Here is a 25,422-nt window from a genome sequence, read left to right on the forward strand (position 1 = left end):
AGGCCGGGTGCGCATCGCACCCGGCCTCTCCTCGTGTCCGGCGGTCGCCGGGTCGGGTCAGCCGGCGTTCATCCGGTCGCTGATGACCTGCATCACCTGCGTGTCGGCCAGCGTGGTGGTGTCGCCGACGGCCCGGCCCTCCGCCACGTCGCGCAGCAGCCGCCGCATGATCTTCCCCGACCGCGTCTTCGGCAGCTCCTGCACCACGAACACGCGCCTCGGCTTGGCGATGGCGCCGATCTGGTCGGACACGTGCTTCCGGAGGACCTCGTTCGGGTCCTCGTCGCCGAGGGCGACCGCCTCGGCCGAGCGGAGGATCACGAACGCCACGACGGCCTGGCCCGTGGCTTCGTCGGAGGCGCCGACGACCGCCGCCTCGGCCACGTAGGGGTGCGCGACGAGCGAGGACTCGATCTCCGCGGTCGAGAGGCGGTGCCCGGAGACGTTCATCACGTCGTCGACCCGGCCGAGCAGCCAGATGTCGCCGTCCTCGTCGAGCCGTGCGCCGTCGCCCGCGAAGTAGCGGTCGCCGAAGCGGTCCCAGTACGTCTCGCGGTAGCGCTCGGGGTCACCCCAGATGCCGCGGAGCATGCCGGGCCACGGCTCGGTGACGACGAGCAGGCCGCTCTCGCCGCGCGCGACAGGCTCGCCGGCGTCGTCGACGACCGCGACCTGGATGCCGGGGATGGGGGACTGCGCGGATCCGGGCTTCGTCGCGGTGACGCCGGGGAGCACGGAGATCATGATGCCGCCGGTCTCCGTCTGCCACCACGTGTCGACCACGGGCACGTCGCCGCCGCCGATGACGTCGCGGTACCAGCGCCACGCCTCCGGGTTGATGGGCTCGCCGACCGAGCCGAGCAGGCGGATGGAGGAGAGGTCGCGGGCGTCCGGGATCTCGCGGCCGGTCTTCATGAAGGAGCGGATGGCCGTGGGAGCCGCGTAGAGGATCGTCACGCCGTGCTTCTCCACGATGTCCCACCAGCGGCCGGGCTCCGGGGTGTCGGGCGTGCCCTCGTATATCACCTGCGTGGCGCCGTTGGCGAGCGGGCCGTAGACGACGTAGCTGTGGCCGGTGATCCAGCCGACGTCCGCGGTGCACCAGTAGACGTCGGTCTCGGGGTGCAGGTCGAAGACGTTGCGGTGCGTGTACGCGGCCTGCGTGAGGTAGCCGCCCGAGGTGTGCAGGATGCCCTTCGGCTTCCCGGTCGTGCCGCTCGTGTAGAGGATGAAGAGGGGGTGCTCGGCCTCGAAGCCTGGCGCCTCGTGCTCCGGATCCGCGGCGGCGACGCGCTCGTGCCACCAGAGGTCGCGGCTCTCGTCCCAGTCGACCTCGTTCTCGCCGCGCCTGACGACGAGGACGTGCTCGACGGATCCGGCCGATCCGACCAGCGCGGCGTCCACGGCGGGCTTCAGCGGGAAGACCTTGCCCTTGCGCCAGCCGCCGTCCGCGGTGATGACGACGCGGGCCGCCGCGTCGTCGATGCGCGCCCGGAGGCTCTCGGCGCTGAAGCCGCCGAAGACGACCGAGTGGACCGCGCCGATGCGCGCCACGGCGAGCATCGCGATGACGGCCTCCGGGATCATCGGGAGGTAGATCGCGACGCGATCGCCCGCGACGACGCCCAGGTCCCGCAGGGCGTTCGCGGCGCGCTTGACCTCCGCGGTGAGCTCGGCGTAGGTGAGGTCGCGGGTGTCGCCCGGCTCGCCCTCCCAGTGCAGCGCGACGCGATCACCGTTCCCGGCGAGCACGTGCCGGTCGAGGCAGTTGTAGGCGACGTTGAGCCGTCCCTCGGGGAACCAGCGGGCGACGGGGGCGTCCGACCAGTCGAGGACCGTCTCGAAGGGGGTCTCCCACGTCACGAGCTCGCGGGCCCGATCGCCCCAGAAGCCGAGGCGGTCGGCGGCGGCCGAAGCGGCGAGGGACTCGTCGGCGACGCGGCTCGCGCGGAACGCGTCCGACGGCGGGTGGACGGGCCCCGGCTCCGGCGTCGCGGCCGGATGCGAGGGGGCGGTCGTCCCCGCCTCGTCCCGGTGGTCGGGCGTCGCGGCTCCGGGCTGGGTCGATCGGGGGTTCGTGGACATCGTCATCGTCATCCTCTCCGCCACCAACGTTAGCGGGTGGGTGCCGTGGCGCCGGGGTGACAGGACGGGGCGGGGGCGACCTGCTGCCCGGGAGTCCGGTGGGGGAACGGCCAGAACGCGCAGAACCCTGCCGTGGCGGGAGGCGTGCGGCGTATGCTCATCGCGTCGGGTCAAGCCCGACGTGTGGCGAGTCCAGGATTCCCCCGATCCTTCGCCACGTGGCGGCGCCCGTTCCCCCGATGGGCGCCGCCCCTCTCCTCCCCAGCAGACCGTGCTGATCCGTCCTCCCCGCGTCGGGTGCGCCGGACAGGTCGGGGGACCGCCGCGCCTACTCTCCGCGCATGATCGAGTGGCAGGCATCCGTCGTCCGTCGGGGCGTCCTCCCGGGGGAGGCGTCGCGGTACCGGTCCGCAGGAGGCGCGGGGCCGGGAGCGGACGGCTGGCCGCGCATCGACGCCCCTGTGGCCTTCGTCCCCCGGGCCAGGACACCCGGTGCGGTTCGTCGGGGAGCCGACCCCTCCGAGGCCGCGGGGGCGCGCGACCGCGTGGCCGTGCGCCTCCCGTCCGCCGGTCGCGGCGCCGCGTCCTCTCCGGTCCCGTCCCCGCGCCGGGTCCCGTCCGCGCTCGGTCCCCTCGCCCCCCTGGCGCAGGATCCCCGGACGACCGACGTCTTCGTCAACGGAGACGGCGAGGTCTGGGTGGACCGCGGATCCGGGCCCGAACGCCGACCCGACGTGGACCTGGGTGGCGAGCCCTCCGTGCGGGCGCTCGCCGTCCGCCTGGCCGCGGAGGGCGGGCGGCACCTGGACGAGGCGGCGCCGTGCGTGGACGTGCGGCTGGGCGACGGCATGCGCATCCACGCCGTGCTGCCGCCCGTGTCGACGCGCGGCACGCTGCTGTCCATCCGGCTCCCCTCGCGGGCGCGGCCCACGCTCGACGCGCTCGACGCGGCGGGGGCGTTCCCGCCCGGGTGTCGCGCGCTGCTCGAGGAGGCGGTGCGGCGGCGCACGAACCTCCTGATCACGGGCGCCGGCGGGAGCGGGAAGACGACCCTGCTCGGCGCGCTCCTCGCCCGGGCGGACCCGCGCGAGCGCATCGTGCTCGTCGAGGACGTCGCGGAGCTGCGGGTGCGGCATGCGCACGTCGTGTCGCTCGAGGCCAGGCAGGCGAACATCGAGGGGGCAGGAGAGCTGTCCCTGCCGCGCCTGGTGCGGGAGGCGCTGAGGATGCGGCCGGACCGGCTGGTCGTGGGGGAGTGCCGCGGCGGCGAGATCCGGGAGCTGCTCGGCGCCCTCAACACCGGGCACGACGGGGGCGCGGGCACCCTGCACGCCAACGGCGTCGCGGACGTGCCCGCCCGGCTCGAGGCCCTGGGCGCGCTCGCCGGCATGGACGCGGTCACGACGGCACGCCAGGCCGTCAGCGCGATCGGGCTCGTCGTCCACCTCTCGCGGACGCCGATGGGGCGTCGCGTGACGGCCGCCGGACGCCTCGCGACCGGCGACGACGGTCGCCTCCGCGTCGTGCCGGTGCGCTGGGACCCCGGCGCGGCTCCGATGGCGCAGCACGCGGTGGTGGCGTCGGGCATGCACGGGACCCGCGCATGATCCGGCGCGGGCACGCCGTCCTGTCGCGGATGCGCGGCGCGGAGGACGGGGCTCTCGTCGAGGAGGCGGAGGAGATCGCCGCGTTCGTGCGACGGCTCGCGGTGCTGCTCCATGCGGGGTTGCACCTCGAGCGCGCGTGGTCGCAGCTGGCCCCGCCCGGCGAGCGGGTCAGGAGGGGGGAGCGGGCCGTGCCCGCGCTGGTCCGCCGCGTGGCCGCGGATGAAGGACCGGCTCCCCTCGCTGGTCGCATCGTCGCGGCGGCCACCGCGGGCGACCCGGCGGACGGAGCCGCGGCGCGTTCGTGGTGCGCGCTCGCGGCCGGGCTCGAGGTCGCGGACCGCACGGGAGCGCCCCTCGCGCGGTCCCTCCACCGCCTCGCCGACTCCTTGGTCGACATCGCCCGGGTGCGCCGTGACGCGGGGACGGCGCTCGCGGGGCCGGTGGCGACCAGCCGCACCGTGCTCCTCATGCCGGGGGCCGGCCTGCTCCTGGCCGCGGGGCTCGGATTCGATCCGCTGCGCGTCCTCGTCACCACGGTTCCCGGCCTGGTGTGCCTCGTCGTGGGCTCCGGGCTCGTGGCGGTCGGGTGGCGGTGGAATCGCGGTCTGGTGATCCGGGCCGTCTCACGCGAACCGGCACCGGGGCTCGCCCTGGACCTGGTGGCGATGGCCATGTCGGGTGGGGCATCCGTGCCTCGCGCCGTCGCGGTCGTCCGCCGTGCGTGCGAGCGCGCCGGGCTGGGGGTGGGAGACGATCTCGACGACGTCGGGTCGGTCGTCGACGCGGCCGCTCGCACCGGCGCGCCCGTCGCCGTGCTCCTCGGGAGCGAGGCGGAACGGATGCGCAGGGACGCCGCCACCTGCGGCGAGCGGGCTGCCGCACGCCTGGCAGCGCGGCTCATGCTGCCGCTGGGAGTGTGCATCCTGCCGGCGTTCCTGGCGCTGGGCGTCGTGCCGATGCTGCTGGCCGTCGTGTCCTCAACACTCGGCCGCGGGTGACGGCATCCACCATCGCGGTGCCCGGCACGAGCTCAGCCCGGCGGACGGGGCATGGTGAGCCCCTGGCCGATGGTCGGCAGGACAGGACGACGGGCACCGCCCGTGAGAGGGAGAGGACGAGCACATGGGACGAATCGAGGAGCGGGCGCATCCGATCGACGTGGGCCGTGCCGCGATCGGCGGGGCGCAGGTCCCCGCATCGGGGACGACCGGACCCGCGGTGGCGCCGGAGGGACGCGCGGTGTGGCCGCTGGCCGCGGCGGCATCGGCTCCGTCGCGATCGACAGCGCGGGTCGAGAGGTGCGGGGGGATCCGCTGCGGAGGGGTGGTGGCGGCACCCATGCGGCTGGAGCCCTCGCGGTCCGCGCGTGTGGCGCAGGCGGCGCGTCGCGCTCTCCTGGGCCGTGCAGCGGGTGACGCGGGCGCCGCCACCGCCGAGTACGCCATCGCGACCATGGCGGCGGTGGCGTTCGCCGGACTGCTCGTGGTCATCCTGCAGAGCGACGAGGTCCGCGGCATGCTCCTCGATCTCGTGCGGCGTGCCCTGACCTACGACCGGTGATCCCGCTCACCTCGGCGGAGGGCCGTCCGCGACACGATCCGCATGCGTCCCCGGTCGCGGATCGCGGGGCGGCCGCCGCGGAGCTGGCGGTGGTGTTGCCCGCGGTCGTGCTGGTCCTCGGGCTGTGCCTGGGCGCGGTGCAGACGGTCGGCCAGCAGGTGATGCTGACGTCCGCGGCGGAGGAGGCGGCACGGAGCATCGGACGCGGGGAGGACGCGGGCACGGCGGGGGCGCGCATCGAGGGCGCTGCCGCGGGAGCGGCGATGGCGGTGGAGCGGTCGGGCCACGCCGTCTGCGTCCGGCTCACGGCTCCCAGCCGCTTCGGGCCCGCTGGCGCGGCGGGGCTCCGGGTCTCGGCACGAGGTTGCGCATGGCAGGAGGATTCGGGTGCCCCGTGACGGCGACGTCGGCTCGGGCACCGTGGTCGCCGTCGGTGTGCTCGGCGCGGTCACCGCCCTCGCGCTGGCCACCGTCGCCGTCTCCTCCGTGCTCGTGGAGAGGGCGGCGGCAGCGGGAGCGGCCGACTCCGGGGCGCTCGCCGCGGCGGATGTCGCCGCGGGGTTCGCGGCCGGCTCCCCCTGCTCGGCGGCTGAGGAGGTCGTGGCCGCGGCCGGGGCGCTGCTCACGGGATGCGACGTCACGGGCACGACGGCGGTCGTGGAGGCGGAGCGTCACGACGGCCCGATGGGCCTGCCGGTGACGGCCCGTGCGCGGGCCGGTCAGCCCCCGGCCCGGGCGTCGGGATGAGCGGCTCCGGGCCGTCGTCCGGGCCGTCGTCGCCCCTCCATGCGAGGCCGAGCGCTGCGCTCCGACACCGCCTCGGTGGCGCCTGGACACGCCGCGTCCGGGTGGCACCGCGATTAGGTGCCCGGTCGGTGCGCGTGTGTATGGTGTGCCTTGTCGGGGACCCCGCCGCACGTCGCCCCGGATCGGATCGGATCCGAGCGGGCACGCATCCCGGACACCGGGCCGGCCACCGGCCCCCGCGAACGCATATATAAGGAGTCACGTGCCCGGCACGAAGAAGTTGGTCATCGTCGAGTCGCCGGCCAAGGCCAAGACGATCGCCCAGTACCTGGGCAGCGGCTACGAGGTGCAGGCCTCCGTGGGTCACATCCGCGACCTCATCGAGCCCAAGAACCTGCCGCCCGAATTGAAGAAGGGCACGCTCGGCAAGTTCTCCGTGGACGTCGAGAACGGCTTCGAGCCGTACTACGTCGTCAGCGACCAGAAGAAGAAGACGGTCGCCGACCTCAAGCGGGCCCTCAAGGACGCCGACGAGCTCTTCCTCGCGACGGATGAGGACCGCGAGGGCGAGGCCATCGCATGGCACCTCCTGCAGGTCCTGAAGCCGAAGGTGCCGGTCAAGCGCATGGTCTTCCACGAGATCACGAAGGAGGCCATCGAGCGGGCCCGCGACAGCACGCGCGACATCGACACGGCCCTCGTGGACGCGCAGGAGACGCGGCGCATCCTCGACCGCCTCTACGGGTACGAGGTGTCACCCGTCCTCTGGCGCAAGGTCGGACCGGGGCTGTCGGCCGGTCGAGTGCAGTCCGCCGCCACCCGGCTGGTCGTCGACCGCGAGCGCGAGCGCCTGGCCTTCGTGACGGCCTCGTACTGGGACCTCACGGCATCGCTCTCGCCGCTCGACCAGGAGCTGCCGTTCGACGCCCGCCTCGTCCGCATCGACGGTGCCCGGATCGCCACGGGCCGCGACTTCGACGACAGGGGCGCGCTCAAGAACGACTCGCGCCCCCTCGACGCGAGCAGCGCGGAGGCGCTGGCCGAGGCGCTGCGCGACCCGTCCGTCCCGCTGACGGTGCAGAGCGTCGAGTCGAAGCCCTACACGCGTCGGCCCGCCGCGCCGTTCACCACGTCGACGCTCCAGCAGGAGGCCGCGCGCAAGCTGCGCTTCTCCGCGCGGCAGACCATGAGCGTCGCGCAGTCGCTCTACGAGAACGGCTACATCACCTACATGCGCACCGACTCGCCCTCGCTGTCGCAGCAGGCGATCAACGCGGCGCGCAAGCAGGCCGCCGAGCTGTACGGGCCCGAGACCGTGCCGGACAAGCCGCGCCTCTACGCGGGCAAGAGCAAGAACGCGCAGGAGGCCCACGAGGCCGTCCGCCCCGCGGGCGAGACCTTCCGCACGCCGCAGCAGCTCGCCTCCACTCTGCGCGGCAACGACCACAAGCTCTACGACCTCATCTGGAAGCGCACCATCGCGTCGCAGATGGCCGACGCGAAGGGATCCACCGCATCGGTCGTCATCGCCGCGGGGCCCACGTCCGCGGGCGAGGTGGCCGAATTCGCCGCCTCCGGCACGGTCATCACGTTCCGCGGCTTCCTGGCCGCCTACGAGGAGAGCCGCGACGAGGAGCGCCACGGCGCCGCCGAGCCGCGCGAGGCGAAGCTGCCCGACCTCAAGAAGGGCCATGACCTGCGCCTGGTGGACGTCGACGCCAAGGGGCACGAGACGAGCCCGCCGCCGCGCTACACGGAGGCGAGCCTCGTGAAGACGCTCGAGGAGCTGGGCATCGGCCGTCCGTCGACCTACGCCGCCATCATCTCGACGATCGTCGACCGCGGATACGTCACGCCGCGCGGCACGGCGCTCGTCCCGAACTGGATCGCCTTCTCGGTGGTGCGGTTGCTGGAGGAGTTCTTCACGGAGCTGGTGCAGTACGACTTCACGGCCGGGATGGAGGACGACCTCGACCGCATCGCGGAGGGCTCGGCCGAGCGCGTCGACTGGCTCACGGGCTTCTACTACGGCAACGACGCGCACAAGGGACTCCGCCCGACCATCGACAACCTCGGCGAGATCGACGCCAAGGAGATCAACTCGCTGCGGATCGCAGACGACATCACGCTCCGCATCGGCAAGTACGGGCCCTACCTGGAGGTCCACGAGGAGGGTGCCGCTGCCGACGCGACGCCCCGCCGCGTGAACCTGCCGGAGGACCTCGCGCCCGATGAGCTGACGGCCGCCAAGGCACGGGAGCTGATCGACGCACCCGTCGTCACCGACAGGGTCATCGGCATCAACCCCGAGAACGGCAAGCAGATCGTGGCGAAGGACGGCCGCTACGGCCCCTACGTCACCGAGCTCGATCCCGAGCCCGAGGCGGCGCCGGTCGCTCCCGCCGACGGCGTGGATCCCGCGACGGGCGAGGTGCTCGAGAGCGCGACCGCGACATCCACAGCAGAACCCGCGAAGAAGGCCCCCGCGAAGAAGCCCGCCGCGAAGAAGGCGGCCGCCGTCAAGCCGCGCACGGCCTCCATCTTCAAGTCGATGGACCTCGCCACGGTCGACCTCGAGACGGCCCTGCGACTCCTCGACCTCCCGCGCGTCGTGGGGGACGACCCGGAGACGGCCACGCCCATCACGGCGCAGAACGGCAAGTACGGCCCGTACCTGAAGAAGGGCACGGACTCGCGCTCGCTCACGAGCGAGGAGCAGATCTTCGAGATCGACCTGCCGGGAGCCCTCGAGGTGTTCGCGCAGCCCAAGTACGGCGCCCGTCGCCCCTCCAGCGCGCTGAAGGAGTTCGACGCGGATCCCGTGAGCGGCAAGGGCATCAAGGTCAAGGACGGTCGTTTCGGCCCGTACGTCACGGACGGCGAGACCAACGCGACGATCCCGAAGAGCGAGTCCGTCGAGGACATCGACTTCGACCGGGCCGTCGAGCTGCTGGCCGACAAGCGCGCCAAGGGACCGGCCAAGCCGAAGTCCAAGGCGAAGGCCCCGGCCAAGGCGAAGGCCAAGGCACCCGCGAAGGCGAAGACCACCGCGACGAAGACGACCGCCGTGAAGACGACCGCGGCGAAGACGACCGCGGCGAGGTCGGCCGCGGCGACCAAGGCAGCGGCCACGCGGGCCGCCAACAAGGCGGCCGCTGCTGCGGCGACGGCGTCCGACGCGACGTGACCGGCGTCTTCATCACCCTGGAGGGCGGCGACGGCGTGGGGAAGTCCACGCAGTCGGCGCTCCTCCGGGGGTGGCTGGAGGACGAGGGCCACGAGGTCGTCGTCACCCGCGAGCCGGGCGGCAGCGACCTCGGGGTGGAGATCCGCGAGATCGTGCTGCACCGCCGGGGTCACATCGCGCCGCGCGCCGAGGCGCTGCTGTACGCGGCCGACCGCGCGCACCACGTCGAGACGGTCGTCCGGCCGGCCCTCGACCGGGGCGCGGTCGTGCTGCAGGACCGCTACCTCGACTCGTCCGTCGCGTACCAGGGGGCGGGGCGGGTGCTGGACGCCGGCGAGATCCGCGAGCTGTCGCTCTGGGCCACGGAGGGGCTCCTGCCCGACCTGACCGTGCTGCTCGACCTCGACCAGGCCGCCGCCCGGGTCCGGCTCGACGCCGCGCGCACCCGCTTCGACCGGCTCGAGGCCGAGCGCGCCGACTTCCACGAGCGCGTGCGCCAGGCGTTCCTCGGGCTCGCCGCGGCGGAGCCGGGGCGCTTCCTGGTCGTCGACGCCGGGCGCCCCCGCGAGGAGATCGCCGCGGACATCCGGGCCAGGGCACACGCGCTGATCACGGCGGGAGCCTCCGCGTGAGCGACGCGGCGAGCGACCGCGCATCCGCGCCGACGGCCTCCGCGACGCAGGCGCACCGTGACGCGCAGCCGACCGGGACGCCCGGACGCCCCGACGGCCGCGCCATCTGGGACGAGCTGACCGGGCAGTCCGAGGCCGTCGCCCTGCTCGCCGCCGCCAGCAGCCCGCGGGCCACCGCGCGCGACGCCGCCGGCACCGCGCTGGCGCACTCGTGGCTCATCACGGGCCCTCCCGGATCCGGACGCTCCAACCTCGCCTACGCCTTCGCGACCGCTCTTCTCAGCGACGGGACGCCCGAGGGCGACGCAGCCACCGCGCGCCAGGTCGCCGCCCGCAGCCACCCCGACCTCGGCGTGCTCGCGACCGAACGGGTCATCATCGCCATCGACGAGGTGCGCGCGCTCGTCACGTCGTCGCAGTACTCCCCGTCGGTCGGGCGCTACCGCGTCATGGTCGTCGAGGACGCCGACCGGATGACCGAGCGCACGTCCAACCTGCTGCTCAAGGCGCTCGAGGAGCCGCCTGAGCGCACCATCTGGATCCTCTGCGCGCCCAGCGAGGCCGACCTGATCCCGACCATCCGCTCCCGCGTGCGCAGCGTGCGCCTGCGCATCCCGTCGGTCGACGACGTGGCCGCGCTGATCCAGCGACGCGACGGCGTCGACGCCGCCACGGCGACGCGCGCGGCCCGCGAGGCACAGAGCCACATCGGCATGGCGCACCGGCTCGCCACCGACGCCGAGGCGCGCGAACGCCGGAGCCGCACCCTGGAGCTCGCGCTCGGGATCCGCACGGTCGGCGACGCCGTGCGCGCGGCCGCCGCGATGCTCGAGCTGGCGGGACAGGACGCCAAGGCCTTCACGGTCCAGCGCGACGCCGACGAGCGCGAGCGCGCCCTCCGGTCGCTCGGCGTCCAGGAGGGCGGGGCCATCCCGCCGCAGCTCCGCTCGCAGATCCGGCAGCTCGAGGAGGACCAGAAGCGCCGTGCCACGCGCAGCCTCCGAGACGGCATCGACCGGATCCTCGTCGACCTCATGTCCCTGCACCGCGACGTGCTCCTCCACCAGCTGGGAGCGGACCTCCCGCGGGTGAACGAGGCGATCGCCCCCCGGATCGCCGAGGCCGCGGAGGCCGGATCCGCGGCCGCGTCGCTCGCGGTCCTCGACGCGGTCGGGGTCGCGCGTCGGCGGATCGACGGCAACGTCTCGCCCGCGCTCGCCCTGGAGGCGATGCTCGTGTCCATCACCCGCACGCGCCCGGTGGGTCGCGCATGAGGCGGGGGAGGACGCGGATGGCGGCCGTCCGTCGGGCCGGCGCCCTCGGCGCGGTCCTCATCGCCGCGGCCGTCGCCCTGAGCGGCTGCGGCCTCATCCCCGTGCCCGAGCCGCGCAGCTCCACCTCGAGCCCCACGACGGAGGACGTCGCGCCCGACCTCGCGCGGTACTACGAGCAGACGCTCGCCTGGTCCCCGTGCGAGGACGGCGCCCAGTGCGCGACCGCGACGGCGCCGCTCGACTGGTCGGCGCCGGATCCGGCCACCGACATCCAGCTCGCCCTCGTCCGGCACACCGCGCGCGGGGCAGGCGCACCGCGCGGGTCGCTCTTCGTCAATCCCGGGGGGCCGGGCGCGTCCGGCGTCGACTTCGTGAAGGCCAGCGTCGACTCCGCGGTCTCGCGCGACCTGCAGGACGCGTACGACATCGTCGGCTGGGATCCCCGCGGCGTGGGGGCCTCCACCGCCGTCGACTGCGTCGACGACGCCCAGCTCGACTCCTTCCTCTACGGCGAGACGGAGGCGCCCCCGGGGACCCCGGCGCACGACGAGGAGCTGGTGCAGGCGTCGAAGTCTTTCGCCGAGTCGTGCGCCGCCCGATCCGGACCGCTGCTGCAGTTCATCGACACGCAGAGCACCGTGCACGACCTCGACATGCTGCGGGCGCTGGTGGGGGACAGGCAGCTCCACTACCTCGGCTACTCGTACGGGACGAGCATCGGCGCGCAGTACGCGCAGGACTTCCCCGGGCACGTCGGGCGGATGGTGCTCGACGGCGCGACGGATCCCTCCGCGAGCTCCTTCGACGTCGGGCTCGCGCAGACGAAGGGCTTCCGCACCTCCTTCGAGTCGTACATGGCGGCGTGCCTGGCGGGGAACGGATGCCCGTTCCGCGGATCCGTCGAGGACGGCGAGGAGACCGTCGCCACCCTCCTCGAGCGCCTCGACCAGAGCCCGCTGCGCGCCTCCGACGGGCGGGAGCTCGACGGGCAGGTCATGCGCAGCGCCATCGACTCCGCGCTCTACAGCGAGCAGCAGTGGCCGGCGCTCACGACCGCCTTCACCGAGGCGCTCCGCGGCCAGTCCGGCACGGCCTTCGCGCTCGCCGACTCCTACTTCGGCCGCAAGCCCGACGGCACGTACAACGGCAACTTCTACGAGGCGTTCCTCGCCATCCAGTGCATCGACTATCCGGTGGAGCGCGATCCGGCGGTGCTCGTGACGCAGGCGGCCGAGCTCCGCGCCGCCGCCGGCGAGCTGGCGGACGACGACACCTCCCAGGACGGCGAGCCCGACCCGCTCTGCGGCAACTGGCCGTACCCCGCCCGCCAGGACCCGGCACCCGTCTCGGCGGAGGGCGCCGCGCCCATCGTCGTCGTCGGGACCACGGGGGATCCCGCGACGCCGTACTCGTGGGCGCAGGCGCTCGCGGGACAGCTCTCCTCGGGCGTGCTGCTCACCTACGAGGGCGAGGGGCACATCGCGTACGACGAGCGGGATCCGTGCATCGTGGCCGCGGTGGACGGCTACCTGCTGGGTGGGGATCCGCCGGCTTCCGGCACGACCTGCGGCTGACCCGGGCGCTGGCTCGGGCGCTGGCTCGGGCGCTGGTCGACAGCGGGCGTCCCGGCTCCGGGAGGGCCGGTGTGCGGGAGCAGCCCTCCGCGTCCGGTATGCTCTCTACTCGTGCCCGGTACTCGCTGAGTCCGGGCCGGGCCGCCTTAGCTCAGTCGGTAGAGCATCTCACTCGTAATGAGAAGGTCGTCAGTTCGATTCTGACAGGCGGCTCCACCATCCCGTCCTCCGCGTCGCGTCGTCCCCGCCAGCGGGAATCCGCCACGGACCTCCCCTCACAGGGCGCGTGCGTCGGTCGCGTCCCCGTCGTGCCGTCGCCCGGATGAGCCCCCGGGCGGGGCGTCTAACATGGCCCCATGCGATCCCCTGCCGACGGCCCCGACCGCGCGCGCGCCGACCGCACCGATCGGGACGCGCCCGCGTCCCGTGTCCGCGCGCGTGACCGCCGTCGCGCCCGCTCCCTGACGGCCGCCGTCGCGGTGGTCGCCCTGCTCGCCGTGGGTGCCGTCGGCGCCGGCGCGCTGACCGGTCGCGCCGGCAGCGCATCCGCGAGCGTCGCCGCGGCCACCGCCGACCCGACGCCCACCCCGAGCCCCACGCCCACGCAGGCGCCGCCGCGCCCCGCACCGGCCGACCAGGCCGCGGCGCGGGACCTCCGCATGTGCTCCATCTCGTCCCTCGCGCAGGATCCGCGTCTCGCCACGTTCGAGGGCCAGGTCCGCGACGCCGCGACGGGTCGCGTGCTGTTCGACCGGAACGGCAGTACTCCGGAGCGCACCGCGAGCGTCATGAAGGTCATCACCTCGGCGGCCGCCCTCGCGGCGCTCGGCCCCGACCGGCGCATCGCCACGACGGTGGTCCGCGGTGCCGAGCCCGGCACCGTCGTGCTGGTCGGCGGCGGGGACCCGACGCTGTCGCGCCTCACCTCCGGCAGCTCCGTCTACCCGGGCGCGCCGCGCCTCAGCGACCTCGCCCAGCAGGTGCGCACCGCCTGGGCCGCGGATCCCGCCACCGCAGGCACCCCCATCACCCGCATCGTGCTCGACACCTCGCTCTTCTCGGGCGACACCTGGATCCCGTCGTGGGCCGCCTCCGAGCGGAAGGCGGGCTACTCCAGCTTCATGACGCCGCTGCAGCTCGACGCCGACCGCGCGGATCCCGCCGCCGTCGTCTCGGCGCGCAGCGAGGATCCGCTGGCGCGCGTCGGCAGCACCTTCCGCTCCATGCTCGGCGGGTCGGCCGACGTCACGCAGGGCACGGCACCGGCCGGCGCCGCGGTGCTCGGCAAGGTCGAGTCGCAGCCGGTCTCCTCGCTCATCCAGACCGCGCTCATCAACTCCGACAACGTGCTCGCGGAGTCGCTCGCGCGGCTCGTGAGCATCCAGGTCGGCGCGGGGAACACGCAGCAGTCGCTGGCGACGGGGATCCCCAAGGCCCTGCAGGCGTACGGGCTCGACACCTCCACGCTCACCATCGTCGACGGCCAGGGCCTCAGCCCCGACGACCGCGTCCCGCCGTCGCTGCTCGCGCAGCTGATGATCCAGGTCGACCAGCGGAAGCAGTCGCTCGGGTACCTGCACGACGGGCTGCCCGTCGCGGGCCGCACCGGCACGCTCTCGAGCCGCTTCACCGGCGACAGCGCCGTGGCGCGGGGGCACGTCGTGGCCAAGACCGGATGGATCGACACCGGCTACACCCTCGCCGGCATCGTCGACGCGGCCGACGGCACGAAGCTGACCTTCGCGTTCTACGCCATCGGGAACGTCACGGGCGACGCGAAGATCGCCCTCGACGCGCTGGCCGCGGGCACGTACCGCTGCGGGGCGGACCTGGGGGACGAGTGACGCGCGGCCCGGTCCCGGGCGGCGGATACACGGCACCGGGCCCGGCCCGGGGAAGGAGCGGCGCATGAGCAGGGCCCTGTTCATCATCGACGTGCAGAACGACTTCACGGAGGGCGGCGCGCTCGGCGTCGAGGGCGGCGGCGACGTCGCGCGGGGCATCAGCCGCCTCCTCGCCGCGGAGCCGTACCGCTACGACCACGTGCTCGCGTCGCGCGACTGGCACGAGTCGACGGGCGACAACGGCGGCCACTTCGCCGCGGCCGGCAGCGTCCCCGACTACTCGACCACGTGGCCGGCGCACTGCGTGCAGGGCACCTCCGGCGCCGAGTACCACCCCGACCTCGACGTCACCGCCGTGGACTTCCACCTCCGCAAGGGCCAGGGCGCGCCCGCGTACTCGATCTTCGAGGGCACGACGGAGGACGGCGTGCCGCTGGCCGACCTGCTGGCGCTGCACGAGATCACCGACATCGACGTCGTCGGCCTCGCGACCGACTACTGCGTGCTCGCCTCGGCCCTCGACGCGGTCCACCAGGGCAAGCGGGTCCGGATCCTCGCCGACCTCGTCGCGGGCGTGGCGCCCGCCACCAGCTCCGCCGCCCTCGACCGCCTGCGCGACGCCGGGGCCGAGATCGTCGAGGGTCCGGCCGACTGACGGCCGGCAGCCTTCCGTACGAACACCAGCACGGCCACGGCCACGAGCATCCGCACCACACCGCACGGACGAAGCGAGGACAGCATGAGCGCATCCACCGAGACCGACCTCCTGTCGGGCACGCCCACCAGCCTGCTCATCGGGGGTGAGCGGGTCGGGGCCGAGGGCGGCGCGACGTTCGAGGTGCGGGATCCCGCCACCGACGACGTCCTCGCGCGCGTGGCCGACGCGAGCCCCGCGGACGGCGCACGCGCCCTCGACGCTGCGGTCGACGCGCAGGCGGCGTGGGCGGCGACCGCACCGCGTGCCCGGGGCGAGATCCTCCGCCGCGCGTTCGACCTCCTCCAGGAGCGCAAGGACGAGTTCGCGCTGCTCATGACGCTCGAGATGGGCAAGCCGCTCGCCGAGTCGCTCGGAGAGGTGACCTACGGCGGCGAGTTCCTGCGGTGGTTCTCGGAGGAGGCCGTGCGCATCACGGGGCGCTACGGCGTGAACCCCGAGGGCACCGGCCGCATGATCGTGTCGCAGCACCCGGTCGGGCCCGTGCTCCTCATCACCCCGTGGAACTTCCCGCTCGCGATGGCCACCCGCAAGATCGCGCCGGCGCTCGCCGCGGGCTGCACCGTGGTCATCAAGCCCGCCGACCTCACGCCGCTCACCACGCTCCGGTTCGCCGAGCTGCTGGCGGAGGCGGGGCTGCCCGCGGGCGTCCTCAACGTGATCCCCACCACGAAGGCCGCCGACGTGACCGGCCCGCTCATCGCCGACCCGCGGCTGCGGAAGCTGAGCTTCACCGGATCCACTCCCGTCGGCCGGCAGCTCGGCGCCCAGGCTGCGCAGAACGTGCTGCGCGTCTCGCTCGAGCTCGGCGGCAACGCGCCGTTCGTGGTCTTCGCGGACGCCGACATCGACAAGGCCGTCGAGGGCGCGATGGCGGCGAAGTTCCGCAACGTCGGGCAGGCCTGCACGGCCGCGAACCGCTTCATCGTGGAGGCGTCGATCGCGGACGCCTTCGCCGACCGGCTGCAGGAGCGCATCGCGCGGCTGCGGATCGGGCGCGGCACCGAGGAGGGCATCACGGTCGGGCCGCTCATCGACGGCCGCGCGGTCGACAAGGCCGATCGGCTGGTGCGCGACGCCGCCGAGCGCGGCGCGACCGTGCGCGCGGGCGGCGCGCCGCGAGACGGCGCCGGCCACTTCTACCCGCCGACCCTCATCACGGGCGTCGTCGAGGGCAGCGACATCCTGCGCGAGGAGATCTTCGGGCCGGTCGTCGCGATCGTGCCGTTCGACGACGAGGACGACGCGGTGCGCCTCGCCAACGACACCGAGTTCGGCCTCGTCTCCTACGTCTTCACCCGCGATCTCGCCCGCGGCCAGCGCATGATCGAGCGGCTCGAGACGGGCATGACCGGGCTCAACATGGGCGTCATCTCCAATGCGGCGGCGCCCTTCGGCGGCGTGAAGCAGTCGGGGCTCGGCCGCGAGGGCGGGCTCGAGGGCATCCACGAGTACCTGAACACGAAGTACACGCTCACGCCCGACCCGTTCGCGTCGTAGTGGCGCACGTCGTCCCGGTCGAGGACCTCGCGGACCCCCGGCTCGCCGACTACAGCCACCGCACCGATGTCGCGCTCCGCAAGGCCGAGGGCGCGGGGCACGGGATCTACCTGGCCGAGTCCGCGCTGGTGCTCGAGCGGGCGCTGCGAGCGGGGCACGCGCCGCGGTCCGTGCTCGCGCTGGGCGGCACGGTCGATGAGGCGCTGGCGCTCGTCGGCGACCGGGACGTGCCCGTCTTCACGGGGCCGGGCGAGCTGCTCGCGGAGCTCACCGGCTACGTGCTGCACCGCGGCGTCGTCGCGTCGCTCGACCGGCCGGCGCTGCCGTCGGTCGCGGCGCTGCTGGCGGACGCGCGGCGGGTGGTCGTGCTGGAGGACGTCGTGGATCCCACCAACGTGGGCGCGATCTTCCGCTCGGTCGGGGCCATCGGCGCGGACGCGGTGCTCGTCACGCCGCGCTGCACGGATCCGTTCTACCGCCGCGCCATCCGCGTCAGCATGGGCACGGTGCTGCAGGTGCCGTGGACGCGCACGGGGGAGTGGCCGGAGACGCGGGCGGCGCTGGCCGACGCCGGCTTCCACGTGGCGGCGCTCGCCCTGACCCCCGGTGCCGTGTCCATCCGCGACTTCCCGACCGAGGAGCACGAGCGGCTCGCCATCGTGCTCGGGTCGGAGGGCCCGGGGCTGTCGGCGGAGGCGATCCGGTCGGCGGACACCGTGGTGCGGATCCCCATGGCGCACGGCATCGACTCGCTGAACGTGGCGGCCGCGAGCGCGGTGGCGCTCTACGCGCTGACCTGATCCCGGGTCCCGCCACACGACACTGCCGCTATCCTCATCGTGTCCGTCCGACCGACCGACCGACCGACCGACCGACTCGAGGAGACCGACATGACCTACCGCTGGCGCCGACCGACCCCGCTGGCCTACCTCTACCTCGTGCTGGCGCTGGCCGGCGTCGTGGTGACGTGGACCTACAACGTCACCGCCATCACGTCCGGGCGCGACTACCTCGGCGACTGGTTCGGCAGCGGCCCGTCGGTGTCCTCGCTCACGGCCGACGTCCTCATCGCCGCCCTCGCGGCCGTCGTGTTCATCCTCGTCGAGGGGCGCCGCCTCCGGATCCGGTTCGCCTGGATCTTCGTGGCGCTCATCCCGCTCGTCGCGCTCGCGTTCGCGCTCCCGCTGTTCCTCGGCGTGCGCGAGATGCGGGTGCGCTCGGAGGCCTCTGCCGGCTGATCCCCGAGGGCATCGCCTGCGGGGACCCCGCGGAGCGCGGACCCGCGGCTGCTCGCCGCGCGGCGACGCGACCGGCCGGCGGCCTCAGCGCCTAGCCTGGCCCCACCGACGAGAAGGGGTCCCCATGAGCACGCGTCCCGAACGACGACGCCCCACGCGCCTCGCCGTCGTCTACCTCGTGCTCGCGGCGGCCGGCCTCGTGCTCACGTGGTCGGCGAACATCCGCGTGGTCACGGAGGGCCGCGACTTCCTCGCGGATCTGGGCGCCGGCGGTCCGGCGGTCTCGTCGCTGTCGTGGGACCTGCTGATCGCCGCGGTCGCGAGCGTCGTCTTCATCGTCGTCGAGGGGCGCAGGCTCCGGATGCGCCGCGTCTGGATCTACGTGCTGCTCGCCCCTCTCCTGGCGTTCGCGGTGGCCCTCCCGGTGTTCCTCGCGGCGCGGGAGATGCACCTGAGCGCGCCGGACCGGGCGGAGCCGACGCCGCGGGTCTGATCGCCGCTAGACCAGCAGCTGGTGCTTCGCGAGGTCGCGGTAGAGCGGCGTCGAGACGACGAGCTCCGCGTGCGTCCCGGTGCCGACCACGCGGCCCTTGTCGACGACCACGATGAGGTCGCTGTCGACGACGGTCGAGAGCCGGTGGGCGATGACGATGAGGGTGCGGTGCTCCGCGACCGCGTCGATCGCCTTGCGGAGCAGCTGCTCGTTGAGGCCGTCGAGGCTGGACGTCGACTCGTCGAGCAGCAGGATCGGGGGAGCGGAGAGCAGCGTGCGCGCGATGGCGAGGCGCTGGCGCTCGCCGCCGGAGAGCATGATGCCGTCCTCGCCGACGGGGGCGTCGAGGCCGAGCTCGTTGCGTGCGAGCACCTCGGTGAGGTTCACGGCGTGGAGGACCTGGATGCAGTCCTCGTCGGTGGCCTCGAACGCCGTGAGCGTGAGGTTCTCGCGCAGCGTGCCGGCGAGCACGGGAGCGTCCTGCTCGACGTAGCCGATCTGACGGCGCAGGTCCTCGCGGTCGAGCGCGCGGATGTCCCGCCCGCCGACGCGCACGACGCCGGACGTCGGGTCGTAGAAGCGCTCGATGAGGGCGAGGATCGTGCTCTTGCCGGCGCCCGAGGGGCCGACGAGCGCGATCCGGGTACCGCGCTCGGCGCGGAAGCTGATGCCCTGGAGGACCCCGCCGCCCGTGCGGTCGGCGCCGGGTGCGGCGTCCGTGGCGTCCGCCGGGGAGGGGGCGTCCGTGGGATCCGCGGTCCCGTCAGCTTCCGCCGCCACCGGGTACGCGAACCGCACGTCCACGAGCTCGACGGCGGCTGCGTCGGTGCGGTCGTCCGCCGCGGGCTCGTCGTCGCGGAGTCGTCCGGCGAGGTCGGCGTCGCCGTCGGTCTCGACGGGCAGCTTCACGATCTCCTGGATCCGGCCGAGCGCGCCGAGCGCCTGGTTGACCGCGGTCACGGCGCCGAAGGCCTGGCCGAGCGGCATGATCATGAGGAAGAGGAACAGGATGAAGGCCACGAGGTCGCCGACCGTGATGGCCCCGGCCGCCACGCGGTAGCCGCCCACCCCGACCACCACGAGGAACGACGCCTGCAGCGCGATGCCGGCTATGGGCACCACCACGGCCGACGCCTTCGCGACCTTGATGCCCATCTCCCACGCGCCCTCGGCGTCCCGCTCGATGGCGCGGATCTCGCGGTCGGTGGCGTTGCTGGCGCGGACCGTGCGGATCGCGCCGATGGCCCGCTCGACGCTCGCGGCCAGGTCGCCGACCTTGCGCTGCGCGCGCTGGCTGGCGACGCGGATCCGCCCGGACAGCCCCACGACCGCGACGACCGAGACGGCGACGACGAGCACGGTGAGGCTGAGGAGCACGGGGTCGATGATGAGCATCGCGATGATGGCGCCGAGGAACGTCACGGCGCCACCGATCGCCTCGACGAGGCCCTGCGTGAGCACGGCGCGCAAGAGCGTGGTGTCGGAGCCGACGCGCGAGACGAGGTCGCCCGTGCGGCGGGTGTCGAACTCGGAGATGGGGAGGCGGAGGATCCGGCGCACGAGCGTGCGGCGCGACGAGAGCACGATGCCCTCGCCCATGCGCTGCAGCAGGTAGTGCTGGTAGCCGGAGAGCACGCCGGACACGACGACCAGGCCGACGAGCGCCCAGACGAGGACGCCGAGCTGGCCGCCCTCCTGCACGACGCCGACGACGCGCTGCACGAGGAGCGGCTGGCCGAGGCTCGCGGCCGCGCCCAGGATGCTGAGCACCACGACGAAGGCCATCAGGCCGCGCTGCTCGAGGATGTAGGGCAGGAGCTCCGAGAAGCGGGCCCGGGGCCCGTCGTCGGCCGAGTCGCGGCGGGCGAACGGGTTGCGGGAGCGGGCGCGCGGCGCGGCGGCGGTCTCGGGGCGGGCGGTGCTCATGCGTGTTCTCCCGGGTGGTGGGCGTGATCGTGATGCGGCGCGCGATCCATGCGGCCAGTGGTCGGGCGTCCGGCGAGCGGGATGTCGCGCGTGTCGCATCGCCGTGGCGACTCTACGCGTCGACCGCCGCGCATCCGCCCGGAGCGATTCAGTGCATGGAGAAAACCCCCGACCCTCCCTAGGCTGTGGACTCGTGCCCACCCCCGTCATCACCGCCGACCGCCTCGTGAAGAAGTACGGCGACCACGTCGCCGTCGACGGCCTCTCGTTCGAGGTCGCGCCCGGCGAGTCCTTCGGGCTGCTCGGCCCGAACGGCGCCGGGAAGTCCACGACCATGCGCATGATCGGCGCGGTCTCCTCGCGCACGGGCGGCTCGCTCGACATCCTCGGGCTCGACCCCGACACGCACGGCCCCGAGATCCGCTCGCAGCTGGGCGTCGTGCCGCAGGCCGACAACCTCGACCTGGAGCTCAAGGCGCGGGACAACCTCATCGTCTACGGCCGCTACTTCGGGCTTCCGCGCAAGCAGGTCGCGGCGCGCGCCGACGAGCTGCTCGAGTTCGCGCAGCTGAGCGACCGCGCGAACGCGAAGGTCGACGACCTGTCCGGCGGCATGAAGCGGCGCCTCACCATCGCGCGCGCCCTCATCAGCGACCCGCGGATCCTGCTGCTCGACGAGCCGACCACCGGCCTCGACCCGCAGGCCCGCCACATCCTCTGGGACCGTCTGTTCCGCCTCAAGGAGCAGGGCACGACGCTCGTGCTCACCACGCACTACATGGACGAGGCCGAGCAGCTGTGCGACCGCATCATCGTGGTCGACGAGGGCCGGATCATGGCGGAGGGGTCGCCCGCGTCCCTCATCCGCGACCACTCGAGCCGCGAGGTGCTCGAGGTGCGATTCGGCTCCGACCGCAATGAGTCCGCATCCCGCGAGATCGCCGGCTACGGCGACCGGGTCGAGGTGCTGCCCGACCGCGTGCTCGTCTACGCGTCCGACGGCGAGGCCGTGCTCGGCCGGATCCTCGAGCAGGGCCTGAAGCCCATCACCACGCTCGTGCGCCGCTCGAGCCTCGAGGACGTCTTCCTCCGCCTCACGGGACGGAGCCTGGTCGAGTGAGCGCCGTCGACACCCGACAGGCCGCGGTCGCCGGCGGCGCCCGCCCCCGCCGCTTCGGCGCCTGGTACGCGGCCGAGCACCGGCTGCTCGGGATCCGCGCCTACCTCGGCACCGCGCTCGCGACCGGCATCGGGAGCCCCTACGTCTACCTCTACGCGCTCGGCGTGGGCCTCGCGACGGTCGTCGACCGCGGCACGGACGCGAACCAGGCGCTCGGCGTCAGCTTCCTCGTGTTCGTGGCGCCCGCGCTCCTCGCCACCAGCGCCATGACGGTCGCGAGCGAGGAGTTCAGCTACCCGATCTTCGGCGGCTTCAAGTGGAACCCCGTCTTCCAGGCGATGAACGCATCCCCGCTGACCCCCGCGCAGATCATCGACGGCCAGGTCATCGGCGTCGCGATCCGCATGGCGCCCACCTGCATCGCCTACTTCGCGTTCATGCTCCTGTTCGGCGCGGTGCCGCTCGGCACCGGCTTCCTCGCGATCGGCGCCGCCGTCCTCACGGGCATGGCGATCGGCGTGGTGCTCATGGCCTACGTCGCGACCCTCACGCAGGACACCGGCCAGATCGCGATGGTGATGCGCTTCGTCATCACGCCGCTGTCGCTGTTCTCGGGCACGTTCTTCCCGCTCACGCAGTTCCCCGTCTGGCTGCAGTGGATCGGCTGGATCTCGCCCCTCTGGCACGGCACCGAGCTCGGCCGCGTCGCGACATACGGGATGCAGGAGCCGCTCTGGCTGACGCTCGTCCACGTCGCCTACCTGCTGCTCTGGCTCGCGGTCGGCTGGACCCTGGCTCGCCGCGTCGCGACGAGGAGGCTCCGCGCATGACCGGATCCACGATGCCCGCCCCCGTCGCCCCCGTCCGCCGCCGCGGCACCAGCGCGCTCTACGCCGGCAACGCCCGCTCGGTGCTCGCGCGCGGCCTGCTCGCCACGCGCAGCACCAACTGGACCGTCGTCCTCTCCGGCTTCTTCGAGCCCGTCTTCTACCTGCTCGCGATGGGGATCGGCCTCGGTTCGCTCGTCGGCGACGTGGCGACGAGCACCGGCCAGCCCGTGCCGTACGCGGCGTACATCGCGCCCGCGCTCCTCGCGGTCTCCGCCATGAACGGCGCCGTCTACGACTCCACCTGGAACGTCTTCTTCAAGATGAACCACTCGAAGCTGTACCAGGGCATGCTCGCGACCTCGCTCGGCCCGCTCGACGTGGCCTTCGGCGAGATCGGCTTGGCGCTGCTCCGCGGCGTCGTCTACTCGTCGGGCTTCCTCGTCGTGATGCAGGTGCTCGGCCTCAACCTGTCGTGGTGGGCGATCCTCGCGCTGCCGTCCGTGGTGCTCGTCGCGCTGGCGTTCGCGAGCTTCGGCATGGCGGTGACGAGCTACATGAAGACGTTCCAGCAGATGGACTGGATCAACTTCATCCTGCTGCCCATGTTCCTGTTCTCGGCGACCTTCTACCCGCTGTCGGTGTACCCGGCGTGGATCCAGACGGTCATCCAGGCGCTCCCGCTCTGGCACGCCGTGGAGCTGGTCCGCGGCTTCACGACGGGCGCGCTCGCGTTCGCGGTCGTCGGCCACGTGCTCTACTTCGCCGTGATGACGGCGATCGGCCTGGTCTTCACGACGCGGCGGCTGCGGGTCCTCTTCCTCGACTGAGGCCGCCCGCGACGAGCGCGAGGCCGGCGACGCCCATGATGACGGCCGCCGCCGCGATCGCGACCGGGTACGCGGCGGGCTGCGCGGCCGCGGGCAGGAGCGCGAGCGCCTGCGCCGTCACCACCGTGGCCAGGAGCGACGAGGCGGCCAGCACCGTCGACGTGAGCGACGAGACCCGGCCCATGGTGCCGACGGGCGCCTCCGCCTGCAGGATCGGGCCCTGCGACACGAGGAACACGGCGAAGACGAGGCCCGCGACGCCCATGAGGACCGCCGCGGGGAGGAACGCGCGCACGGTCGAGTAGGCCGCGTAGGTGAGGCCGAGGGCGACGAGCGCGGCCGGCAGCGCGCGCTCGGGGCGGATCCGGCCGACGAGCGCGGGCGCCGTGACGGATCCGACGAGGCCGCCGACCGCGAACATCGCCGTCACCACGCCGTACTCCGCGGCCGTCAGCCCCATCGTCGTGAGGGCGACGAGGGCCAGGGTCGCGTTGTTGACGCCCAGGGTCACGCCGTACGCGGCGAGGCCGGCCACGAGGATCCGCAGGCGCGGCGAGGCGCGCACGATGCGGATCCCGGCGGCGAGCTCGGCGCGGAACCGGGCGCCCGCGGTGGCGATCGCGCCGTCGTCGCCGTCCGCCGGATCAGCGCCCGCCGCCACCCCGCGCTCGCGCACGGCGAGCACCAGCCCCGCCGACACGAGGAACGACACGGCGTCCATCACGAGCGCGGGCTCCGGCCCGAGGCCCGCGTACACGGCCGGGCCGGACATGGCGGAGAGGATCCCGACTCCCGTGCTCGCGAGGAGCGTGCGTCCCGCGGCGGCCGCGCGGCGGTCGGCGGGCACGACCACCTGCACCAGGGCGGCGCGCGCCGGGTCGAAGAGCTGCGACGTGCAGCCGATGAGGAACTGGGTCGCGATGACCGCGGCGATCACGACGGGCGCGGGCCCGGTCACGGCGATCACCATGAGCGGCACGAGCAGGGCGGCGCGCGCGAGGTCGGCGACGACCATCACGCGGCGGGCGGGCCACCGGTCGACCAGCACGCCCGCGAGCGGCGCGAGCAGCAGCCGGGGCAGGCTCGTCGCGCCGATGACGGCGCCGATGTAGAGCGGCAGGGCCGGGTCGCCCGGCGCGAGGCCCGTGGCGAGCCACACCGTCACGGTCGCCGCGAGCACGTACTCGCCGAACGACGAGAGCGCCTGCGCCACCCAGATGAGCGCGAACGAGCGGGAGATCAGCAGCGGAGGGCGCGGGCTGCGCGCGCCCCGGTCGGGGTCCGGCACGGGCGGCCTCCGATCGGTCGTCTCCTCCCCACGGTAGCGGCAGGCGCGGCGGTGCCCGGGCCGTGCCGGGCGGGTGGATCCGCTCGGTACCCTGGCCGAGAGCGCCACCCGGGCGCGGCCGGCCACGGGCCGGGGGAGGCAGGTGCCCATGGGCCGCGTCGTGGTGCTCGGATCGCTCAACGTCGACCAGGTGGTGCGCGTCCCGCGGCATCCGCAGCCGGGGGAGACCCTGATGGGATCCGACCCCGAGCGGCTCTGGGGCGGCAAGGGCGCGAACCAGGCGGTCGCGGCGGCCGACGCCGGCGGCGAGGTCGCGATGGTGGGGGCCGTGGGCGACGACGCCGACGGATCCGCGTACCGCGCGCGCCTGGCCGACCGCGGCATCGACGTGTCCGGCCTCGTCACCGTGGACGACGCCACGACGGGCCTCGCAGTCATCGCGGTGGACGACGACGGCGAGAACACGATCATCGTCGCGCCCGGCGCGAACGCCCGCGTGACGGACGCCCACCTGGATCCTCTCGACGCGCTCGCCGCCGGCGATGTCCTCCTCGCGTCGCTCGAGCTGCCCCTCGACACGATCGCCGACGGCGTCCGCCGGGCGCATGCCGCCGGTGCCCGCGTCGTGCTGAACCTGGCGCCCTTCGCCGCGCTGCCCGCCGACGTGCTCGCGCTCGCGGATCCCGTGGTCGTCAACGAGCACGAGGCCGGGCTGCTGCGGGAGTCGGGCACCCGCGCGCCCGCGTCGCTGCTCGTCACGCTCGGCGCCGAGGGCGCGATGTGGGGCGACGTCGAGGTCCCCGCGTCGAAGGTCTCCCGCGTCGTCGACACCACGGGCGCGGGCGACGCGTTCTGCGGCGCGCTGGCCTCCGCGCTCGCCGCGGGCGCCGACCGCGAGGCGGCCCTGGTCGTGGCGGCCGACGCGGCCGCGGTCGTCGTGCAGCGGCAGGGCGCGCAGCCGGCGGACGACTGATC

General features: G+C 74.0%; 22 protein-coding genes and 1 tRNA gene. 20 read left to right on the forward strand and 3 right to left on the reverse strand.

The annotated features are described in order from the left end of the window. Positions 1-57 precede the first annotated feature (57 nt). The gene (gene acs / locus ITJ40_RS04500) at positions 58-2,091 is read right to left on the reverse strand and encodes an acetate--CoA ligase (protein ID WP_194665933.1); all 2,034 of its coding nucleotides are present in this window, start codon (positions 2,089-2,091) and stop codon (positions 58-60) included. A 335-nt stretch (positions 2,092-2,426) separates the two neighbouring features. On the opposite strand from acs, the gene ITJ40_RS04505 reads away from it, so the two are divergent. The 16 genes from ITJ40_RS04505 to ITJ40_RS04580 all read left to right on the forward strand — a co-directional run bounded on the left by ITJ40_RS04505 (position 2,427) and on the right by ITJ40_RS04580 (position 18,456). Further along, a complete protein-coding gene (locus tag ITJ40_RS04505; RefSeq protein WP_194665934.1) occupies positions 2,427-3,692 on the forward strand; it encodes a TadA family conjugal transfer-associated ATPase in 1,266 nt (421 codons plus the stop codon). Beyond that, a complete protein-coding gene (locus ITJ40_RS04510; protein WP_194665935.1) occupies positions 3,689-4,690 on the forward strand; it encodes a type II secretion system F family protein in 1,002 nt (333 codons plus the stop codon). The genes ITJ40_RS04505 and ITJ40_RS04510 overlap by 4 nt, the downstream gene beginning before the upstream one ends. 328 nt (positions 4,691-5,018) lie before the next feature. Then, positions 5,019-5,252 (forward strand): DUF4244 domain-containing protein, encoded by a 234-nt coding sequence (locus tag ITJ40_RS04515; RefSeq protein WP_370531993.1) that lies wholly within the window; start codon positions 5,019-5,021, stop codon positions 5,250-5,252. Then, a complete protein-coding gene (locus ITJ40_RS04520; RefSeq protein ID WP_194665936.1) occupies positions 5,249-5,650 on the forward strand; it encodes a TadE family type IV pilus minor pilin in 402 nt (133 codons plus the stop codon). Before ITJ40_RS04515 ends, ITJ40_RS04520 begins: the two co-directional genes overlap by 4 nt. Next, positions 5,640-5,999, forward strand: coding sequence for an Rv3654c family TadE-like protein (locus tag ITJ40_RS04525; RefSeq protein WP_194665937.1), 360 nt, complete (start codon positions 5,640-5,642; stop codon positions 5,997-5,999). The genes ITJ40_RS04520 and ITJ40_RS04525 overlap by 11 nt, the downstream gene beginning before the upstream one ends. A 262-nt stretch (positions 6,000-6,261) precedes the next feature. Next, complete coding sequence (topA, locus tag ITJ40_RS04530) at positions 6,262-9,186, forward strand: type I DNA topoisomerase (RefSeq protein ID WP_194665938.1); 2,925 nt, start codon at positions 6,262-6,264, stop codon at positions 9,184-9,186. Beyond that, entirely contained in the window at positions 9,183-9,818 is a 636-nt protein-coding gene (gene tmk / locus ITJ40_RS04535) for a dTMP kinase (protein ID WP_194665939.1), read from the forward strand. The genes topA and tmk overlap by 4 nt, the downstream gene beginning before the upstream one ends. Next, on the forward strand, positions 9,815-11,092 hold the full coding sequence (locus ITJ40_RS04540; RefSeq protein ID WP_194665940.1) for a DNA polymerase III subunit delta': 1,278 nt from the start codon (positions 9,815-9,817) through the stop codon (positions 11,090-11,092). Before tmk ends, ITJ40_RS04540 begins: the two co-directional genes overlap by 4 nt. Before the next feature lie 17 nt (positions 11,093-11,109). Continuing rightward, positions 11,110-12,666, forward strand: a complete 1,557-nt coding sequence (locus tag ITJ40_RS04545) for an alpha/beta hydrolase (RefSeq protein WP_228511791.1) — start codon at positions 11,110-11,112, stop codon at positions 12,664-12,666. Between the two features lie 140 nt (positions 12,667-12,806). Continuing rightward, positions 12,807-12,882 (forward strand) — tRNA-Thr (locus tag ITJ40_RS04550). A gap of 140 nt (positions 12,883-13,022) precedes the next feature. Then, on the forward strand, positions 13,023-14,510 hold the full coding sequence (gene dacB / locus ITJ40_RS04555; protein WP_228511793.1) for a D-alanyl-D-alanine carboxypeptidase/D-alanyl-D-alanine-endopeptidase: 1,488 nt from the start codon (positions 13,023-13,025) through the stop codon (positions 14,508-14,510). 64 nt (positions 14,511-14,574) lie between these two features. Next, positions 14,575-15,165 (forward strand): isochorismatase family protein, encoded by a 591-nt coding sequence (locus tag ITJ40_RS04560; protein ID WP_194665942.1) that lies wholly within the window; start codon positions 14,575-14,577, stop codon positions 15,163-15,165. A gap of 84 nt (positions 15,166-15,249) precedes the next feature. After that, positions 15,250-16,725: an NAD-dependent succinate-semialdehyde dehydrogenase gene (locus tag ITJ40_RS04565; protein ID WP_194665943.1), complete on the forward strand. Its 1,476-nt coding sequence runs from the start codon at positions 15,250-15,252 to the stop codon at positions 16,723-16,725. After that, entirely contained in the window at positions 16,725-17,525 is an 801-nt protein-coding gene (locus tag ITJ40_RS04570; protein WP_194665944.1) for an RNA methyltransferase, read from the forward strand. The genes ITJ40_RS04565 and ITJ40_RS04570 overlap by 1 nt, the downstream gene beginning before the upstream one ends. Before the next feature lie 90 nt (positions 17,526-17,615). Beyond that, entirely contained in the window at positions 17,616-17,963 is a 348-nt protein-coding gene (locus ITJ40_RS04575) for a DUF2834 domain-containing protein (protein WP_194665945.1), read from the forward strand. A gap of 124 nt (positions 17,964-18,087) precedes the next feature. Continuing rightward, a complete protein-coding gene (locus tag ITJ40_RS04580) occupies positions 18,088-18,456 on the forward strand; it encodes a DUF2834 domain-containing protein (protein ID WP_194665946.1) in 369 nt (122 codons plus the stop codon). Positions 18,457-18,462: 6 nt separating this feature from the next. On the opposite strand, the gene ITJ40_RS04585 is transcribed toward ITJ40_RS04580, so the two are convergent. Then, the gene (locus ITJ40_RS04585) at positions 18,463-20,382 is read right to left on the reverse strand and encodes an ABC transporter ATP-binding protein (RefSeq protein ID WP_194665947.1); all 1,920 of its coding nucleotides are present in this window, start codon (positions 20,380-20,382) and stop codon (positions 18,463-18,465) included. A gap of 193 nt (positions 20,383-20,575) precedes the next feature. On the opposite strand from ITJ40_RS04585, the gene ITJ40_RS04590 reads away from it, so the two are divergent. Genes ITJ40_RS04590 through ITJ40_RS04600 form a run of 3 tightly spaced genes read left to right on the forward strand, consistent with a single transcriptional unit; the run spans position 20,576 to position 23,159 of the window. Then, on the forward strand, positions 20,576-21,502 hold the full coding sequence (locus tag ITJ40_RS04590) for an ATP-binding cassette domain-containing protein (protein ID WP_194665948.1): 927 nt from the start codon (positions 20,576-20,578) through the stop codon (positions 21,500-21,502). Beyond that, complete coding sequence (locus tag ITJ40_RS04595) at positions 21,499-22,332, forward strand: ABC transporter permease (RefSeq protein WP_194665949.1); 834 nt, start codon at positions 21,499-21,501, stop codon at positions 22,330-22,332. Before ITJ40_RS04590 ends, ITJ40_RS04595 begins: the two co-directional genes overlap by 4 nt. After that, on the forward strand, positions 22,329-23,159 hold the full coding sequence (locus ITJ40_RS04600) for an ABC transporter permease (RefSeq protein WP_194665950.1): 831 nt from the start codon (positions 22,329-22,331) through the stop codon (positions 23,157-23,159). The genes ITJ40_RS04595 and ITJ40_RS04600 overlap by 4 nt, the downstream gene beginning before the upstream one ends. Here ITJ40_RS04600 and ITJ40_RS04605 read toward each other — a convergent pair. Continuing rightward, positions 23,122-24,447 carry an MFS transporter gene (locus ITJ40_RS04605; RefSeq protein ID WP_194665951.1) on the reverse strand — a complete coding sequence of 442 codons (1,326 nt, stop codon included), beginning with the start codon at positions 24,445-24,447 and terminating at the stop codon, positions 23,122-23,124. The two genes, ITJ40_RS04600 and ITJ40_RS04605, sit on opposite strands and share 38 nt — an antisense overlap. A gap of 148 nt (positions 24,448-24,595) precedes the next feature. On the opposite strand from ITJ40_RS04605, the gene ITJ40_RS04610 reads away from it, so the two are divergent. Beyond that, entirely contained in the window at positions 24,596-25,420 is an 825-nt protein-coding gene (locus ITJ40_RS04610) for a ribokinase (protein WP_228511795.1), read from the forward strand. The last annotated feature ends 2 nt before the right edge of the window (positions 25,421-25,422 follow it).

This window comes from Clavibacter sp. VKM Ac-2872 (assembly GCF_015351105.1).
Classification (GTDB): Bacteria; Actinomycetota; Actinomycetes; order Actinomycetales; family Microbacteriaceae; genus Clavibacter.